This is a genomic window from Flavobacterium tegetincola DSM 22377 (assembly GCF_000425485.1).
GTDB lineage: Bacteria > Bacteroidota > Bacteroidia > Flavobacteriales > Flavobacteriaceae > Flavobacterium > Flavobacterium tegetincola.
Genome location: NZ_AUDN01000028.1, coordinates 16,163 through 32,419 on the forward strand (window position 1 = coordinate 16,163; position 16,257 = coordinate 32,419).

The following is a 16,257-nucleotide window of genomic DNA, read 5'->3' on the forward strand; positions in this document are numbered from 1 at the left end:
ATGGGTGAAGTTATCCAATGGAAAAAGAACAAATTCGTAAAAAAACATAAAGTGCTAATATTTAGATACTTATGTACGGTGTAATGTTTTATATTTTAAACTATTTTACTCAAGTAAAAATAAATTTACATATTTGGTTAAATATTATAAAATGCGACCGCGCCGTATCATCCCCAATCCCCATTTCCCACCACCAACCAACTCACATAAACCACCCAAAATTCAATCTCGTATTTCAAGCAGCTGTTACACAAATTCGGATCTTTACCCAAACCCTATTCTTTGTTATGACCAATAAGCATTACACTCGATTCAAGTACAAAAAAAATGAGCCGATTAGTGCATCTAATCGGCTCAAAATATTTTGTGTGATGTGTTTTATTTGATAGTTCTTTGTTGCGCTTAAATAATGGTTTACACTATTCATGCACATCATTTAAGATGCTTTGAAGTCAAGTCATTAGACGCAATTACTTGCAATTGGCTTCGTAATCTTTCACCATTTCCATCGCTGCATTGGCCAGAGGTTCTCCTTGAAGCATGGCGTCTTTGATTAAAGATTTTAGACCTTTCACGGGTTTTTTGATGTATTCCTTGTTCTCGTATTTTTTAACAACGACTGGACAACTTTTAAAAAACTTTTTCAGATTCACAGATTCAAATGATTTTGCTTTTTCGCTGCCGTTTTCAATAAGAATGTCGTACGTGGTTTTGCATTTTTCTACAAAATCATCGTAAGCGTTTATTTGTGCATTACCCGCCGAAGCACTGAATCCTGGAGGCGAGCTGTAAAATCTGTACACCGAAATGGCTCCTTCGTGGTACAGTTCAGCAAAGTGTTTTGTTTTTGTTAGACTTCTAATCATCCCAATCGTTTCGTTTAATCCGTTGTTATCCGCTTGGTTGCTGTCTACATACTCAACAGGTTTAAACTTTCTGTCGCCTATTCCGTATTCCAATAGGTCGGTTGGTTTGTACTTGGTTTTGTCTTTGCGTTTGGCTTTGCCTTCCTCTAAAATCGATTTATCAAAAAACGAAATCGTTCCTTGAAAAGACCAAGGATGTGTGGCATTTGAAACTTCAATAATGCCTTCCGTTCTTGCGCCGTCATTTGTAATCACATACCCTTCAAATTGGTCAGGGCTTAACTTCTCTTGCGCTTGGCACAGTTGAGCGAAAATTAATAATGCAAATAGATTCATTTTAAAAAAAGTTGAAATCATAGGTAGTCGTATTTAATAATTGGTTTTTTACTAATCTTCAAGACGGTCAATCCCTATTTCTGGACCGACAGTAGCCACATTCTCCGTTAGCTTGCACGATTTCGGCTTGCCAACTTCTAGTCGCTTTTGCGTTAATTTTGTTTTTGTGTATGTACACGTTTTGGTTTTCTTAACACTTGTAAAGTTATCTAAAAAACAGAATTTTACACTAATTTTGATAAAATTAATTCTATTTGATGCAAAATTTTGTGACAATGCGAATTTATACAGATTCTTGCTACCGTAAACCAACCTAAAACAACCGCCTCACCTCATCTTTCCTGTTTTCAAAATTCCCCCCCGTATCCAACTCTATTTGACTTTAAACAAATTCGAATGGTACAATCGCAAATCAATTTTATGGATTATTGCACGTATATCTGCTACCTCTTTTTATTTGCAAATTACGCTCCATTCCGCTTCTCAAAGTGATATAGAACCCTTTTAAGTCGACCAATTAAAATAGCTTAAAAACTGAATCCGTATCCATGTCAGCAGCACTATTTACAACTTGACTGATGACGAAACTGGACATAAAAAAAGTCCAACAAACGATACGTTGTTGGACTTTACTTTATCTGTAACAAACTTATTTACATCAATGTGTCGACGGCTTTTTGGGATGCAAGAAACGCCTCGAAATCACTTTTTTGATACGAAGGACACGCTCCGTTTTGAGCGGTGATGAATGCACCTAAGCCCACAGCCGTTTGCATCATTGGTTCTGGTAACGCATTTTGAATCCGTTTCGAAATAAATCCTGCTAAAAACGCATCGCCACTTCCCACGGTGTCTGCTACTTCAATTGGAAAAGCAGGTGTGAAATAGTCGTTTTGTTCATTGAAATACAAAGCACCCTTACTGCCTTTTGAAATTAGGACTTCCTTTAGTTGAAAATGCTCTTGAATCCATCGCACGGCATCGTGTTCATTGGTGAATGGAACGTGAAGAAATTCGAGTAAACGTATCATTTCAGCCTTGTTCATTTTCACAATATCGGACTGGTGCATTAGGGTTTGAATGATTTCGAAATCGCAGTATGGTTCCCTTAAATTGACGTCAAATATTTTAAGTTGTGCTACTTCTAACAGACTTAACAAGGTTTGACGTGATTTTGGTCCTCTTGCAATCAGACTTCCAAAGACAAATGCATCTGCCGAACGTACTTCATCCAAAAGTTCTTTGGAACATTCGATGAAATCATACGCCACGGGATAGACAATGTCATAATGTGCTTCGTTTTGGTCATCAAAAGTAGCTTGAACCGTACCCGTTGGGTTGTTGGCATCTTTTTGAATGTACGCATCGGGAAAGCCCCAACCTTTGACCAGATTTTGAAGCGAAACGCCCAACTCGTCGGTACCTACCCGGCTTATCGCACGCGAATCTACACCCAATTTGCGTAAGTTATAGGCGACATTAAAGGGTGCTCCGCCGGCTTTGGCTCCACTTGGAAAAATATCCCAAAGTACTTCGCCAAAACAGAAAACGATGGGATTGGATTTTATTTCTTGGGTATTCATCTGATTGTTCTGTTTTTAAATTGATTCAACTTATAAAGTAACTGTTGTAAAAAATATCGCGGATGGAAATGGCTGATTTTAATCGTAAACCTTTCCTTTAAAAAAATGGTTCCTTAATTTACAAGAACGTCTTTTTCTCGGATTCGTGAACCGAAAAGTGCATAGAAGAGAATCACCAATTCACATACCACGGTAATCGTCCATGTCCACCGCCACGATCCCAATGCATCGGCCATCATTCCTTGTACAATCGTGAAAACGGCTCCTCCAAAGACAGCTGATATGAACACGCCTGACGCCTTAGAGGTATATTTGTATAAATTTTTAGTCGCAAGTGAGAAAATACAGCTCCACATTGTAGAATGTAGTAAACCAATTGCTACCAAAAACCAAAGATTTTGCGTAAGCATTGCAACAATTGCCAGTACTACAGCTAGAACAGAAGCTACAGTCAATTGTGTTCGCGCAGAAATGGCACTGAAAAAGCTAGAAACAAACCGTCCTACAAGAAATCCTCCCCAGTAAAGAGTGGATAATAATGCGTGGATGCCTAGATCCATACCTCCTATTATAATGTCTGTTTTTCCAAAGAAGGAAATAGGATGACCAGCGTCCATTAATTCAAAAGCATAGAGATTGATGTTGGCTCCAATCGCTACTTCTGTACCCACATAACAAAAAATGGCTAAAACTCCGAGAGCAAAATGCTTGAACGACCAGATACTTCGCAGTTGCTTCTCCCCTTTTTCAAAACGGGTATGGGCGATGTCTGGTAAATCTAGATTGTGTGTAATTAGGGTAACTAATAACACGCTAATCATTAATATGACCAAGGGTAAAAAGAGTTGTTCGATTTTAATGAATTCTATGGAAATACCACCGAACATAATTAAAGTGACAAAAAATGGAGCTGATGTTGTACCGATTGAATTTACCGCTGTGGTGATGTTTAAACGTTGTACTGGTTGGGTTCCTGGCAAATTATAAGAAGCAATGTACGGATTGACCACCACTTGAATGACTGCAGCGGCCGTACCCATTAAATACGAACCGATTAAGAAGATAAAGAAACCATACGCCACTTCTGCTGTACCCAATATCGCTACCCATTCCGGATATTTTTCGCCAATCCATGCCGCAGTCAAATACATTCCTAAACCAAAAACCATGAAAATCAAGCCGCGAACAATGGTACGTTTGTACCCCACTTTGTTGACCCATTTACTTGCTAATGTTCCGTTTAACAGGTATCCCAAGAAAAAGAAAAAGGAGATTAGCGTTGTAAAAGTGTTTTTTAAATTACCGGCATTTTCCAAGAAAGTAAATTTCAGTGGCGCTTGCAACTGCTCGTTTACTGTGGTTAAAAATCCAACGATAAAGTAAATAAACGTTACTATTGCAAACGGAAATAAGGCACTACTGTTTTTAGATGTTGTCATGATCGGCCGATTAATTGGTGGAACAAGTTGCTTCTGCAGGTTGCAACAAGGAATCTAAAGTTGGCGCTACTCCTTGTACTTTAACTTCTTCCACAAAATTAAGGTATTGTTCTAAAAAGGAAGCTGAACTATTCCAATTTACACTCACGAAAGGCGATATTTTTAAGAATTCCGCTGCATCATCGCTGTCAATTAATTGTACCTCTTGTTTGGTCAACCAAGGTTCTGTCAGCGTGTACCTTGTACCTTGGTCGTCTTGTTGGTATTTCAAATAATGACGGTACACTGCTAGTAAAAATGCAATGCGTTTCATTTCCTTATTTGTTTGCAACATCTTGGTAGCCACGGGTACGATATAAACCGGAAACTTCGAAATTCCATCGGCACACAAACGGCTTACTTGGTCGCTTACCGCTTTATTCGCAAAACGTTCTAGTAAAGTTTGTTTGTAGACTTCTAAATCGATTCCCTTTGGAATTTCAACAAAAGGCGTCACATCAAGATTCATAAAATCCCGCAGTAATTGCACAATGGACGTGTCTTGCATCGCGACATCTACGGCACGATGGCCTTTCAAAAAAGCGGGATAGGATAGTAAGGTATGTGACGCATTCAATAAGCTCAACTTCATGTTTTCATACGCCGTAACATCCTCTGTAAATTCTACACCCACCCGTTCCCAAGCCGGTCGACCTGCAATAAAATTATCTTCAATCACCCATTGGATAAAATCTTCGGAATATACGGGCGCTAAATCATCAATTCCACTGTTAATGTTTAAGCGTATTAAGTCTTGTTTGGTTGTTGCTGGAGTGATTCGGTCCACCATACTGTTGGGAAAAGTCACGTTGTGTGCCACCCATTCTGCCAAAGCAGGATCTTGTGCAGCAATAAAAGTAGTAAATGCTTTTTTGGCTGTATCTCCATTGTGTTGCAAATTATCGCAGGAAAGGATGGTCACGCCGCCGCTTCCGTACATTCTTCGCGCTCTTAATCCCTCTGCTACAAAACCGAACACGGTTGTAGGTGTGTGCTTGTTTTTTAAGTCGTGCTGGATTGCTTCTTGCTGCAAATCAAATGCACCTGTGTTTTTATCGATGTTGTAGCCGCCTTCAGTGATGGTCAATGAAATGATTTTAGTGGAAGGCGAACCCATTTTAGCAATTACCGCTTCTGGAAATTCATAGCCTGCAACTATTTCTTTTAACGCACCTATTTTGTGCACCGTATCGTTTCCATATCTTCCGCATACTGTCAATGTATAGTCAAATTGTTGTTGTCGCAATCGATCCACTGTATTTTTATCTGAAGCTAATAAACTTGCCCCACAAATTCCCCACGTATTTTGATCGGGAAATGCCAGCAATTGGTTGGTATAAAACGCCTGATGTGCTCTGTGGAAATTACCCACTCCGATATGCACGATACCTGAAGTGATTTTATCTTTGTCGTAGTTGTATTTTATGGTAATCATATTATATTGTGTTTTTCTTTACTAAAATCTATTTTAAAGCCTAAACTTAAGGTAATAACACAAGTGCTATATCGTTTTCGTAGTTAAAACGCTATTGGGAACGTTCCCAAAATGCCGGGAACGTTCCCATTACGAATTGGATTAAATTGTTTACTTTTGATCAAATTTTAGTGATGAAGCGTACCACCCTAAAAGATCTTTCCCAGTATTTGTCTGTCTCGACTTCAACGATTTCGCGTGCTTTGCTGGATGATAAAGATGTGCATCCCGATACCCGAAAGAAAGTGTTAGAAGCGGCTGAAAAGTTGGGATATAAACCCAATCTTGCAGCGGTAAACTTGAAATACGGTAAAACAAAAAACATCGGATTTGTGGTTCCTGAAATGGTGACTCCTTTTGCTGCAGCAGTATTGAGTGGTGTTCAAAAAGTACTTTATCCTTTGGGTTACAAAGTCATTGTTTTGCAATCTGATGAAAATCATTTGTATGAAAAAGACAATTTGTTGTTGCTGCAAGATTTTAATGTTGATGGAATCCTTCTCAATTTGTGCCATGAAACAGCGAACATAGATGTATTTAAACAAATTATGGAAGCTGGAATTCCGCTTGTTTTCTTTGACCGAATTCCTCCTACTTCCCTTGATGCTTCCCATGTCATTGTCAACGACAGCATCAAAGCCGCGCTTATGGTGGAACATTTAATCAGTTGTGGTTGTCAAAAAATCGCACACCTCCAAGGACCTTCGACCGTAAGAAATGCGGTAGAACGCGCCAATGGATACCGTCGTATTATGAATAAACACAACTTGTTCCAATCGCAGTTGGTGGTGCAAACAAGCGGAACTTCATTCGCAGACGGCAAAAGTGCCGTTGCATCATTATTGGAGCAAGAAATTGAATTTGACAGTATTTTCGCTTATACCGATACGCTTGCCATTGGTGCGATGAATTATTTGCTTGAGAGAAAAGTACGCATCCCAGAGGATGTGGCCATCGCTAGTTTTTCAGGAACACAACTCTCTGAAAATGTATTTCCGCAAATCACTACGGTTGAACAGCCTTTATTCCAAATGGGGGAAACTGCCGCTTCATTATTACTTGAAAAAATTACAAATCCTCTTGCAGCAAGCCAAACCATTGTATTGGATGCTCAAATGAAATACCGTGGTTCAACTGTTAACAAAAATACAGATTAAAATTGCGGTGTAGATTCAGAAATTAAGTCCTAATCTCTATTTTAAAGTTTTCGAAAAAAATCCGTATCGGTTGAATACAAAGCTTTTATAGAGACAATCAAAGAAGTCAGGTATCGATTTGGTGACGGTGCTTATTGCTTTGCTTATCAACGTGTTTCCAGAGTTCAGGATATAATGTAATGAATATAAAAATTGGGTTCTATAACCGCGTAAAGCCGAAATTGCTGACATTAGAAATTTTTAACTGATGCATATTGTTAGGCTATAAATTTAACAATATAATTATTTCATTTTATCAAATAAAAAAAACATTGGAGAAACTACATTTCTCATAAATGATTTTCCATTCCCTTACGATCAACATGACACTTTTATTCCCTCTCTAACTTGTCAGTTTTTTAACTGATGCTTATTTCATAAAAATGTTTACTCACGTGTTTAACCTTCCTCAAAGTCTAATAATTTACCTTCAATGACCAAATTATGCAATTCATACATCAGCTTCTCAACAATTATATTCATCTGCCCAACTTCTTCCTTATCAAGATTTGACAACTTATGATGAAGGATCCTATGTCTATCCAAATAAGGAAAGAAATTCGTCCAGAACTGCTCAATCAAATATTCATATTTTCGAATATCTGAATCTGCATAAAGGCATAATTGCCATAGTGATTGACTGGACAGATAATTAGGTAAGTAGTAGGTTTTTACAAAAATGTATGTCCTGCAGAAGGATAGAAAAAATAATGAAAAAAGATATTCTACCCCTTGATAGTTTTCTTTAGTATTATTGGCAATCTCAAAGAACTGGAAAGCACTGTTCTTTGTTGATTTATAGTGAAAGTACAAATCTGCGTGACAAGGATCGTGAGGAACTTCCCAATGAAATTCTGGGTGGTATGGGCTAGATGAATACATGAGGCATTTCTCTTGAATGATATTTGCAAAGAAACTCTGAGTATGATAGAGATTTTTTTGAATCCAGCAACGGCTATGGCTTATCAAAACAAAATCATATTTTTCATTCATTCTACTTTTAAGGGATTGGCTTATAAGCATTAATTTTTCATTGCCAGCCCCTTCAGATATAAGCATCAGGTAATACATTATTTTCTCTCCATATGTAACTTGATGAAATAGATAAACCTGTTCGGCTTTTACAAAACTCAGTATGGTTTCAATAGCGTTTTCAAGAACTGCATCTTTCGGCTTTTCCTCAGACTTAATTACAGTTTTTCGCATTTGAAATGATTGTTTTTTTATCATTCTCTTTAATTCATCAAACCGTTTTTTAATAAGTTGGTACAGATTGTCTTCGGCAATTCCAACCGCTTCATACATCTCGTTTTGATATATTGCATCATCATTGGCAGTGGCTTCTTTCGCCTTTAAAAACAGGTCAGTGAGATAATATCTATTACCACTATTTTTGACAAAGTATTTTTGAACCTCTGGAACATATTCGATCAGATTGTTAATCCTTTCGTCCAAACTCAGCGAATTAAAATTATTTCCGGAAAAAAGTTCTTCCAAATATTCAAGATCGTATTCTATCAATCTTGCATAGGATGTAAAAACACTGTTTGAAGAACCTTCTGAAATAAGACTTTGGACTTGTGACTTATGAAGATCGTGATCGTGATAAAATCTCTCTTGAAAGTCATTGAATTTTTTCTTATATTTTTTCCAGCCCTTTGCAATGATTGGCGAATCTCCCGACTCTACATTTTGGTAGAAAAGAGTCGAAGGCTGACAGCAGAATTCAATGAAGGGATGTCCTAAAGAAAATTTATGTTGAATCTTTACGGTGTCGATGAAATAGACCTCTATCTTATATTGATTTCTAATTTTCTTTACCCATATGTTTTGCTGTAACTCTTGCGCATCACTATTATTATCGATATGGATAATCAGATGCGACAATACAGATGAGGTGTTTTTAGTAAAAAACATCTGAATGACATTATGCTTATTGACCAATTGTCTGAGTATGTTTTCCAGATACTCGTTTTCAAGTTTTGGAAATGTGATTTTTTTTGAAGTTTTCATAATGCAGTTTTATTAGGATTATTATCTGGTACATTGAAATAAGTATAGACCGATTCTAAAAACAGGCGAGCTAATGCAAACCAAGCCATAAGATCAACGTGTTCCTGCAATTCAGGATCATTTTCAAGACCTTTTGCGCTTTCTAAGCTTAAATCTAAATCCTGAATTTTATGTTGGAACTTTTCGTAATAGTCTATCCCTACAACCGATACGATTATAATTAGCAGGTCGTGTACAAATTTGCCGGAACTGATCGAACGCAAAATATACCTGAGACTGTCATAACGGTTATCAATGGGATTTGGATTTTCCTTAAGCTCATAACAAAAATGTATCAGCAACTGAAGACAGCAAAGAAGTCCTGCTGTCTTTACATCGCTTGTTTCAGCATCAGGAATTTCGAGTTCGCCTGAAAGGAGCTGTTCCAGTTCGTATTCTTGCAAAAGTTCGGGATACCTGTCCAGCAATACATCGAGCTTGGGATTTTTTAATTTATCCAGAAGCTCCGAAATTCCTTTTTCGAGATTAAATTTTTCTGAATTCTGCAGTAAAATATTCAATGCTGTCTTTGCCTGCTGTACCGATTTTATAAGGTTTTTCCCTTTCTTAAAGTTTTCATTATTTTCCATATCATAAAAATTTAGCTTTGGTAAAGTTGGGAATGCACAAAGGGATATTCTAATCCATTACTGGATATATTATTCTGAAGGGAGGATATGCTTTTTGATCTTTTCAATACCACTTTCACGCATCATCTGGCTTGCATCAAGCATTTTGACCAAATGGATATAGTCCGTAATCAGGTCATAATCAAATTCCACGACATTAGGGGAAAGTGATAGATGTATGATCTCACAAAGAAAAAAGTCGAATTCATCTAATGAATTGTCTGCAAATGCACTTTGGAATACGGTAAACTGATTTGCATACTCTTCCTTTGTCAATGAACCTTGATGGAAAATCGATTTACAATCAGATGCCTGTTTGACTTTCCACTTTTTTATTTTGTATTGCAGGCAAAAACAAGTCTTAAGAAAAGATCGAAGGGTGGTATAGAAAACAAATACCTGTCCTGGATACTCTTTTTTGTAGACTTCCTGCTTATTGATATAAAGAACGGCTTCTACCCATCTCTGCTTATAGTCTTTAAGATCTGCATAATCAAAAAAAGCATCAATTACCTCAAAAGGATTTTCTACCTCATAGGCATACCAAAAATTCGTTTCAAAAGACATTTTCTTTTTTTTCATAATTGGAAATTTTAAATATTGATTATCCAAGTTCTATCATTTCGGAAGGATAATCTATGCTATATGCGGATATAATATCTGATAAAATGAATATTTTACAGTATATTTTTTTTTACCTTTGAAATTCAGATTTTTTAATCCAAATGGCTTTATCTTTGAACCTTTAGAAAAATGACACTCGTTATGGAACAGAAAATACATCAGGGAAGAAATGTAAAACGCTTCAGAGAAATGCTTGGAATCAAACAGGAAGCATTGGCTTATGATCTGGGAAAAGACTGGAATCAGAAGAAAATTTCTATGCTGGAGCAGAAAGATGTAATCGAGGATGATCTTCTGAAACAAATCTCTACTTCATTAAATATTCCTGTAGAGGCTTTTCAAAATTTTGATGAGGAACAGGCAATAAATATCATTTCTAATACATTTGATAACGGAGCTTTCCTAAATACAGGTCATACAGCGACATTTAATGTTAATCCAATTGAAAAATTGGTTTCACTTCACGAAGAAAAAATTGCTTTGTTCGAACGTATGTTGAAAGAGAAAGATGAAATGATGGCAAGGCTTGAAAAGTTAATCAATACATAATTTAGGAATAATTCTTAATTCATAAAAGGCTCAACTGATCAGTTGAGCCTTTTTTAACATCTAATAAGGATAATTTGAATATCTTAAAATTTCATTTACTTTAATGCCAATTAGAGTTGAGAAATAAAGGAACTCTCCATTCCTCTGAATTTTTCGGCTACTTTCTCCATATCTTTTCCCACTTTCTCGTTCAATATCTTTACATAGATTTGCGTAGTTGCAATATTGTTATGTCCCATCATTTTGCTAAGGCTTTCATTGCATACACTATTGGAAGGTAAGGAACTACCAATCCATTATGTGAAAGACCTTCATATTTGCCGATAATCATTTTAGGAAAATCCAACAGCATTACATTGGATGACGTAGCTGTTTTTCTCCTGCTTTACCTTGAGGTATATTAATTTTGAATAATTTTCAACGGCAAAGACGCCCCAATTTGCAATAGATTGAACTACTGGAATTAAGGTTTTACCAAAATCCGTTAACGAATATTCTACTTTTAACGGAGGTTTTGAAGTGTACACCTTCCTTTTGATGATTCCATCTTCTTCCAGCGTTTTTAACTGCAGACTTAATGTGCGTTCGGTAACCGTGGGCATTTCTTTTCTTAATTCACTGTAACGGAGTTTTCCGTCTATCAAATGAAATAAAATGACTGTTTTCCACTTCCCTCCTATTAAGCCCATCGTTAAACTGGCACAACACGGGTATGCTGTTCCTTTAAATATATGCATGCTATTTATCTGGTTATCATTTTAATTGAAGTGCAAATATAGGATGCTATAATTACTTATACAACTATACTTTTTATAGTAAATTTAACAATTACTTACTAATCACTCAATCAGCTGTTTAAGTGTTCAAATGTAGTACTATCCTTTTTGACCGTTATTGTGCATGTAAAATACTGTACTTACTTTTGTCGCTATAAAAATGATCGTATAATTAGATATTAAAAAATGAATTTACAAGAAACATTAAACTGGAGATACACCACTAAAGAATTTGATACTACCAAAAAAATATCAGAGGAAGATATGGCGCAGGTTAAAAACTTATTGAGAATGAGTCCATCAAGTGTAAACCTTCAACCTTGGCACTTTATTGTTGCTGAAAGTACCGAAGGAAAAGCACGCATGGCAAAGGGAGCTCAAGGATTTTTTCATTTTAATGCACCAAAAATAACGAATGCTTCAGCAGTAGTTTTGTTTTGTTCAAAAATTGATGCTGACGATGCCTATTTCAATCACATTGCAACAACAGACGATATAAATGGCCGATTCCCAAATGAGGATATTAAAAATGGTTTTTTAGGAGCTGTAAAAGCATTTGCAGATATTCACAAATACGATTTAAAAGATCTTCAACATTGGATGGAAAAACAAGTCTACCTTAACATTGGAAGTTTTTTATTAGGAGTTACCACTTTAGGTATCGATGCAACGCCCATGGAAGGAATTGACGTTAAAGCTTTAGATGAAGAGTTTGGATTAAGAGCAAAAGGATATACTTCATTAGTCGCTGTTTCTTTAGGATACAGAGCCGAATCTGATTTTAATTCGACGGATAAAACACCAAAATCTAGATTGGAAGAAAGTGAAATTATTACTGTTGTATAATCTATAAAAATTACGAAAAGGAATGTAATAGATTGTATGCAAGATACATTGTTCGCTTTGTTACTTATGACAAATAGAAAGTAATTGCCGAGTATATGGTATATGTTTATCACTTGCAGAAGTTTCTAAATCCATTCAATTACTGTAATTTTGTTACCATAAAAATAGACAGATCATGAGTAAAATAACTGTTGTGGCTAAAATTGTAGCCAAAGAAGAAAATAGAGCATTGGTTAAAGCAGAATTACTAAAACTAGTTGGCAGTAGTGTTCAAGAAGCAGGTTGTATCAACTACAACTGCCTTCAAGACAATGACGACGCCAATACATTTACAATGTATGAGAACTGGAAAGATGCTGAGGCACTTACTTTACACGCTGCAACGCCTCATTACGTAGCGTTCCAAACTGTAGCCAAAGATGCAATTGCCGAATTTGCTGTCAACAAAATGACTATGCTTGCATAACTAATACACCATTTAATTTGAAAATGGAGCTTTTGCGACTGATGTGAGAACATGGTGCAAGAGCTCTTTTTTTTTTTTGCAGTTAACAATTTAGTTGCTAATAATTTTGATTGTTTGAGACCACTATAGTACTACAAAATGCGAATTGTGTATCAAAGTGAAACCTTTTATGTTATTGTTTTTTATTGATGCGGTGAATAATTTAATTATTCACCGCATTTAAGAATTAGCACCTCAAGGAAAGATTACAACTTAACGAAAAAACGATAGTTACAATTCTCAATCAAATGAAAAAAGCAAGTATTCCTACTCCAAAAGCCGATGACAAGTGGTTGTTGACCATTTTTCTTAAACACGATCAAAGCATGAAGTTGAATGAGATCGAAAAGATTAGAATCGAACAAGGTTTTTATAAAAATTTCCCACCCGAAGGAGTTTCTGTAGTTAACTGGTATGTGGTTATGGGGATTGGGCAAACGGTGGTCTTAGAACTTCCTGCTTCCAAATTAGCCGCAGTGAATCTAGCCATTGAAAGAACCGCTTGGAAGGCTTTTAAAACCGAAATCTATCCAACCTACAACTTGTACCGTACTGTAGAACCTAAGTTGGAAAATAAAGCGAAAGTAGCTTACTAAAAAAGAAGCAAAAAATAAGATAGTGCAAATGTGAGTTTGTACTATCTTATTTTATTATCTGTTTATGATATTGTTTTTCTAACCAATTTAGGTTCGAAATTTCTGTTATAAAAAAAGTATTATTCTTTGACTTAAGTCAAAGAATTTGAAACCTAACTATACTAGACTTGCACAAAAAATGATAGTTATAGTAGCAAGTCCATTGGACATTTTAAGTTACACAAGTATAGAACGTGTACATAAAGCCTTGAATCATCTTCAAAAAGGTAAAGGAGTTATCCTAATAGATGATGAAGACAGAGAGAATGAAGGAGAATTAATTTTTTCAGCACATACTATGTCTCTAGCCCATATGGCATTGATGATTAGAGAGTGTAGCGGCATTGTGTGTCTTTGTCTAAGTAATGAAAAAAGCATACATGCTCCAACTACCCTATATGGTAAAGGAAAACACAAGTACTTTCCAAACTCCCTTCACTATTTCGATAGAGGCAAAAGAAGGAATAAACACTGGTGTTTCAGCATCTGATAGATTAAAAACGATTCAAATGGCTTGCAATATAAATGTAGTGAGTACTGACATATCAAGGCCAGGACATATTTTTCCGTTAAGAGGGAAAGATAATGGAGTACTTGAGCGAAAAGGACATACTGAAGGTAGTATCGATTTAATGAAATTAGCAGATTTGGAACCAGAAGCGGTACTTTGTTAATTGATGAATCCCGACGGAACCATGGCTCAAATTAATACTATTATAGCATTTGCCGAAGAACATGATTTGATTGTATTATGTATAGATGATATCGTTCAATATCGTAAATTTGTAGAGATTATAAATAAATGAACGATACCCACAGCCTTACTACTTTCCTCAAAAAACAAGTTGATTTTACAGAAGATGAATTACAAATAATACTTCTTTATTTTAAAATTATTGAAACAAAAAAGAAAGAAATTCTATTTTCGCAAGGTCAAATTAGTAAATTCAGTTATTTTGTCAACAAAGGCTGCTTAAGAATTTTTTTTATAAATGGCGAAGACAAAGACATTACAAGATATATTGCTTTCGAAAATCAATTTGCTACTGCACTTGTCAGTTTTATTACAAAGGAACCCGCAGAAGAAAACATTTAAGCCATAGAAAACTGTGAACTTTTAAGTATCAGTCACGAGGATTTTAGACAACTTTTATTAGATGTCCCAAAATGGAAGGATTTTTACAATATCTACTTAGAAAAAGCATATGTAAACAATTTAAAGCGATTAATGTCCTTTACTACACTTGACGCAAAAGAGAGATATGGCCAATTATTCCATATAAATCCAAATATTGTTAGAAGATTACCTAATAAGATTGTGGCTTCCTATTTAAATATTTCGCAAGAAACATTGAGCAGAGTAAAATCTAAAATCTTGAAATAATATTTCAATAATAAGACGAGAGTTACATTTAGATCATTAGGACATTTTTCTACTCAGCATATGTTTATGATGTTATTAATCATTTCTATTAAAGCTATATTAAAAGTAACTTGAAAACACTTTAACGAAGAGTAGTCACCATAGCACTATAACTATCCTGCACTGATCTTATAATATCCGACTTGTCTAAATTTAGTCCGTCGATATCATCAATGGTAGTGAACTCTCTCATATTATCAGTTCCCCACAAACTGAATTCTACAATAATCGGCGTTAAACTAATGCCTTTTGGGGTCAACAAATAAATATTCTCCTTCTTATTCTCAGGAAGTTTTATTTTGAATATTAGCTTATAGGTTTCTAATAATTTTAGTCGTGCAGATAAAATGCTGGGTGCAATTTTCTCATCAGAATCTGATATTTCTTTGAACGTCTTTTTGTGTTTAACGAGCATATCTCTTATAATTAACAAAGACCATTTGTCGCCTACAACATCAAGTGTAGAGGAGATTGGACAGCCTGAACGAAATTCTTTTTCCATATTTTTTCAAATTATCACTATTGATTCGATAGTAATTATTACTTTTGCTTTCGATTCGATAGCAAAAATACAAAATTTATACAACAAATATGTTAGCAGGACATTTCACAACAGCATTAATAGCGAAGCAAAAGTATCCAAAAGGAGCTTTAATCTATTTTTTAATCCTATCACAATTGCAGGATTTACTCTGGTTTACCTTTCATTATCTTGGATTAGAAACCACTACACCAAGTGATGCCTTTGATGCCACATTAAGCAATATGGCGGTTGACATGTTATACAGTCACGATTTGTTACCACTATTGTTTTGGTTGGCTATTGTTTTCATCATCGGGAAATTAATATTCAAAAGTACCCAAATAGGAATAGTCAGTATGTTTCTAATCGGAATTCATTTTGTTTTGGATTTCTTCTCTGGTCATATGCATCATGTATTTGGCGCAGGCACTACTGAGGCAGGTCTTGGTTTGTATGCCGCTTCGCCATACATTGCGATTTTAATAGAAGCCATTTTTAGTGCTGTTGCACTCTGGTATTTCTTTACTAAAGAAACGAAAAAAGGCATTACACGAACTGCTACCAACAAAATAGCGATTATTGCTGTTTTCGGCTACGGATTAATCTTCATGCTACTCATCGCCACACGCTCTTTTAGAGAATTATTGGGTATTCCAGAATTTGATTTGGGTTTTAATACCAATATGCCAACCTTAATTTTGACTTATGGCGCGATGCTATACTGTTTGAATTATTTTGTACCGAGATTCAAAATTGCCTAAA

The 16,257-nt window shown here is 35.6% G+C and carries 17 protein-coding genes and 1 pseudogene; 8 read left to right on the top strand and 10 right to left on the bottom strand.

What is annotated here, in order from left to right:
- Positions 1 to 470: 470 nt before the first annotated feature.
- The 4 genes from H602_RS0108335 to H602_RS0108355 form a co-directional block, all read right to left on the bottom strand.
- Positions 471 to 1,223: a hypothetical protein gene (locus H602_RS0108335; protein ID WP_026977605.1), complete on the bottom strand. Its 753-nt coding sequence runs from the start codon at positions 1,221 to 1,223 to the stop codon at positions 471 to 473.
- Between the two features lie 632 nt (positions 1,224 to 1,855).
- Positions 1,856 to 2,785: a carbohydrate kinase family protein gene (locus H602_RS0108345; RefSeq protein WP_026977607.1), complete on the bottom strand. Its 930-nt coding sequence runs from the start codon at positions 2,783 to 2,785 to the stop codon at positions 1,856 to 1,858.
- A 113-nt stretch (positions 2,786 to 2,898) separates the two neighbouring features.
- The gene (locus H602_RS0108350; protein WP_026977608.1) at positions 2,899 to 4,224 is read right to left on the bottom strand and encodes an MFS transporter; all 1,326 of its coding nucleotides are present in this window, start codon (positions 4,222 to 4,224) and stop codon (positions 2,899 to 2,901) included.
- A gap of 10 nt (positions 4,225 to 4,234) precedes the next feature.
- On the bottom strand, positions 4,235 to 5,698 hold the full coding sequence (locus H602_RS0108355) for a mannitol dehydrogenase family protein (protein ID WP_026977609.1): 1,464 nt from the start codon (positions 5,696 to 5,698) through the stop codon (positions 4,235 to 4,237).
- Positions 5,699 to 5,871: 173 nt separating this feature from the next.
- Here H602_RS0108355 and H602_RS0108360 point away from each other — a divergent pair, with 173 nt between their 5' ends.
- Positions 5,872 to 6,894, top strand: a complete 1,023-nt coding sequence (locus H602_RS0108360; RefSeq protein ID WP_026977610.1) for a LacI family DNA-binding transcriptional regulator — start codon at positions 5,872 to 5,874, stop codon at positions 6,892 to 6,894.
- Positions 6,895 to 7,332: 438 nt separating this feature from the next.
- On the opposite strand, the gene H602_RS0108365 is transcribed toward H602_RS0108360, so the two are convergent.
- From H602_RS0108365 to H602_RS0108375, 3 genes are all read right to left on the bottom strand, one after another.
- Positions 7,333 to 8,946, bottom strand: a complete 1,614-nt coding sequence (locus tag H602_RS0108365; protein ID WP_026977611.1) for a hypothetical protein — start codon at positions 8,944 to 8,946, stop codon at positions 7,333 to 7,335.
- Positions 8,943 to 9,575, bottom strand: coding sequence for a hypothetical protein (locus tag H602_RS0108370; RefSeq protein ID WP_026977612.1), 633 nt, complete (start codon positions 9,573 to 9,575; stop codon positions 8,943 to 8,945). The genes H602_RS0108365 and H602_RS0108370 overlap by 4 nt, the downstream gene beginning before the upstream one ends.
- Positions 9,576 to 9,644: 69 nt before the next feature.
- Positions 9,645 to 10,196 (bottom strand): hypothetical protein, encoded by a 552-nt coding sequence (locus tag H602_RS0108375; RefSeq protein WP_026977613.1) that lies wholly within the window; start codon positions 10,194 to 10,196, stop codon positions 9,645 to 9,647.
- A gap of 183 nt (positions 10,197 to 10,379) precedes the next feature.
- Here H602_RS0108375 and H602_RS0108380 point away from each other — a divergent pair, with 183 nt between their 5' ends.
- Positions 10,380 to 10,787 (top strand): helix-turn-helix domain-containing protein, encoded by a 408-nt coding sequence (locus H602_RS0108380; RefSeq protein WP_026977614.1) that lies wholly within the window; start codon positions 10,380 to 10,382, stop codon positions 10,785 to 10,787.
- 110 nt (positions 10,788 to 10,897) lie between these two features.
- Here the strand turns inward: H602_RS0108380 and H602_RS20420 are convergent, their stop codons facing one another.
- Positions 10,898 to 11,029: a hypothetical protein gene (locus H602_RS20420; RefSeq protein WP_281170776.1), complete on the bottom strand. Its 132-nt coding sequence runs from the start codon at positions 11,027 to 11,029 to the stop codon at positions 10,898 to 10,900.
- Positions 11,030 to 11,119: 90 nt separating this feature from the next.
- Positions 11,120 to 11,524, bottom strand: a complete 405-nt coding sequence (locus H602_RS18430; RefSeq protein ID WP_084404226.1) for a winged helix-turn-helix transcriptional regulator — start codon at positions 11,522 to 11,524, stop codon at positions 11,120 to 11,122.
- Between the two features lie 225 nt (positions 11,525 to 11,749).
- Here H602_RS18430 and nfsB point away from each other — a divergent pair, with 225 nt between their 5' ends.
- The 5 genes and pseudogenes from nfsB to H602_RS20465 all read left to right on the top strand — a co-directional run bounded on the left by nfsB (position 11,750) and on the right by H602_RS20465 (position 14,645).
- Entirely contained in the window at positions 11,750 to 12,409 is a 660-nt protein-coding gene (nfsB, locus tag H602_RS0108400; RefSeq protein ID WP_026977615.1) for an oxygen-insensitive NAD(P)H nitroreductase, read from the top strand.
- Between the two features lie 175 nt (positions 12,410 to 12,584).
- Positions 12,585 to 12,875: a putative quinol monooxygenase gene (locus H602_RS0108405; RefSeq protein ID WP_026977616.1), complete on the top strand. Its 291-nt coding sequence runs from the start codon at positions 12,585 to 12,587 to the stop codon at positions 12,873 to 12,875.
- A 287-nt stretch (positions 12,876 to 13,162) separates the two neighbouring features.
- Positions 13,163 to 13,510 (top strand): hypothetical protein, encoded by a 348-nt coding sequence (locus tag H602_RS18435; RefSeq protein ID WP_211224060.1) that lies wholly within the window; start codon positions 13,163 to 13,165, stop codon positions 13,508 to 13,510.
- A gap of 178 nt (positions 13,511 to 13,688) precedes the next feature.
- A pseudogene (gene ribB / locus H602_RS18440) lies at positions 13,689 to 14,355 on the top strand (3,4-dihydroxy-2-butanone-4-phosphate synthase).
- Positions 14,352 to 14,645: a Crp/Fnr family transcriptional regulator gene (locus H602_RS20465; RefSeq protein WP_342663490.1), complete on the top strand. Its 294-nt coding sequence runs from the start codon at positions 14,352 to 14,354 to the stop codon at positions 14,643 to 14,645. Before ribB ends, H602_RS20465 begins: the two are co-directional and overlap by 4 nt.
- A gap of 409 nt (positions 14,646 to 15,054) precedes the next feature.
- Here H602_RS20465 and H602_RS0108425 read toward each other — a convergent pair whose 3' ends face one another.
- Positions 15,055 to 15,474 carry a winged helix-turn-helix transcriptional regulator gene (locus H602_RS0108425; RefSeq protein WP_026977617.1) on the bottom strand — a complete coding sequence of 140 codons (420 nt, stop codon included), beginning with the start codon at positions 15,472 to 15,474 and terminating at the stop codon, positions 15,055 to 15,057.
- An 89-nt stretch (positions 15,475 to 15,563) separates the two neighbouring features.
- Between H602_RS0108425 and H602_RS0108430 the strand changes: the two genes are divergently transcribed.
- The gene (locus tag H602_RS0108430; RefSeq protein ID WP_026977618.1) at positions 15,564 to 16,256 is read left to right on the top strand and encodes a hypothetical protein; all 693 of its coding nucleotides are present in this window, start codon (positions 15,564 to 15,566) and stop codon (positions 16,254 to 16,256) included.
- Position 16,257: the final 1 nt, after the last annotated feature.

Bases quoted from the DNA above. Each gene is read 5' to 3' on its own strand.
- nfsB (WP_026977615.1), top strand. From the start codon at position 11,750: ATGAATTTACAAGAAACATTAAACTGGAGATACACCACTAAAGAATTT.
- H602_RS20465 (WP_342663490.1), top strand. From the start codon at position 14,352: ATGAACGATACCCACAGCCTTACTACTTTCCTCAAAAAACAAGTTGAT.
- H602_RS0108405 (WP_026977616.1), top strand. From the start codon at position 12,585: ATGAGTAAAATAACTGTTGTGGCTAAAATTGTAGCCAAAGAAGAAAAT.
- H602_RS0108345 (WP_026977607.1), bottom strand. From the start codon at position 2,785: ATGAATACCCAAGAAATAAAATCCAATCCCATCGTTTTCTGTTTTGGC.
- H602_RS0108430 (WP_026977618.1), top strand. From the start codon at position 15,564: ATGTTAGCAGGACATTTCACAACAGCATTAATAGCGAAGCAAAAGTAT.
- H602_RS0108380 (WP_026977614.1), top strand. From the start codon at position 10,380: ATGGAACAGAAAATACATCAGGGAAGAAATGTAAAACGCTTCAGAGAA.
- H602_RS0108355 (WP_026977609.1), bottom strand. From the start codon at position 5,698: ATGATTACCATAAAATACAACTACGACAAAGATAAAATCACTTCAGGT.
- H602_RS20420 (WP_281170776.1), bottom strand. From the start codon at position 11,029: ATGATGGGACATAACAATATTGCAACTACGCAAATCTATGTAAAGATA.
- H602_RS18435 (WP_211224060.1), top strand. From the start codon at position 13,163: ATGAAAAAAGCAAGTATTCCTACTCCAAAAGCCGATGACAAGTGGTTG.
- H602_RS0108335 (WP_026977605.1), bottom strand. From the start codon at position 1,223: ATGATTTCAACTTTTTTTAAAATGAATCTATTTGCATTATTAATTTTC.
- H602_RS0108365 (WP_026977611.1), bottom strand. From the start codon at position 8,946: ATGAAAACTTCAAAAAAAATCACATTTCCAAAACTTGAAAACGAGTAT.
- H602_RS0108370 (WP_026977612.1), bottom strand. From the start codon at position 9,575: ATGGAAAATAATGAAAACTTTAAGAAAGGGAAAAACCTTATAAAATCG.
- H602_RS0108350 (WP_026977608.1), bottom strand. From the start codon at position 4,224: ATGACAACATCTAAAAACAGTAGTGCCTTATTTCCGTTTGCAATAGTA.
- H602_RS0108425 (WP_026977617.1), bottom strand. From the start codon at position 15,474: ATGGAAAAAGAATTTCGTTCAGGCTGTCCAATCTCCTCTACACTTGAT.
- H602_RS18430 (WP_084404226.1), bottom strand. From the start codon at position 11,524: ATGCATATATTTAAAGGAACAGCATACCCGTGTTGTGCCAGTTTAACG.
- H602_RS0108375 (WP_026977613.1), bottom strand. From the start codon at position 10,196: ATGAAAAAAAAGAAAATGTCTTTTGAAACGAATTTTTGGTATGCCTAT.
- H602_RS0108360 (WP_026977610.1), top strand. From the start codon at position 5,872: ATGAAGCGTACCACCCTAAAAGATCTTTCCCAGTATTTGTCTGTCTCG.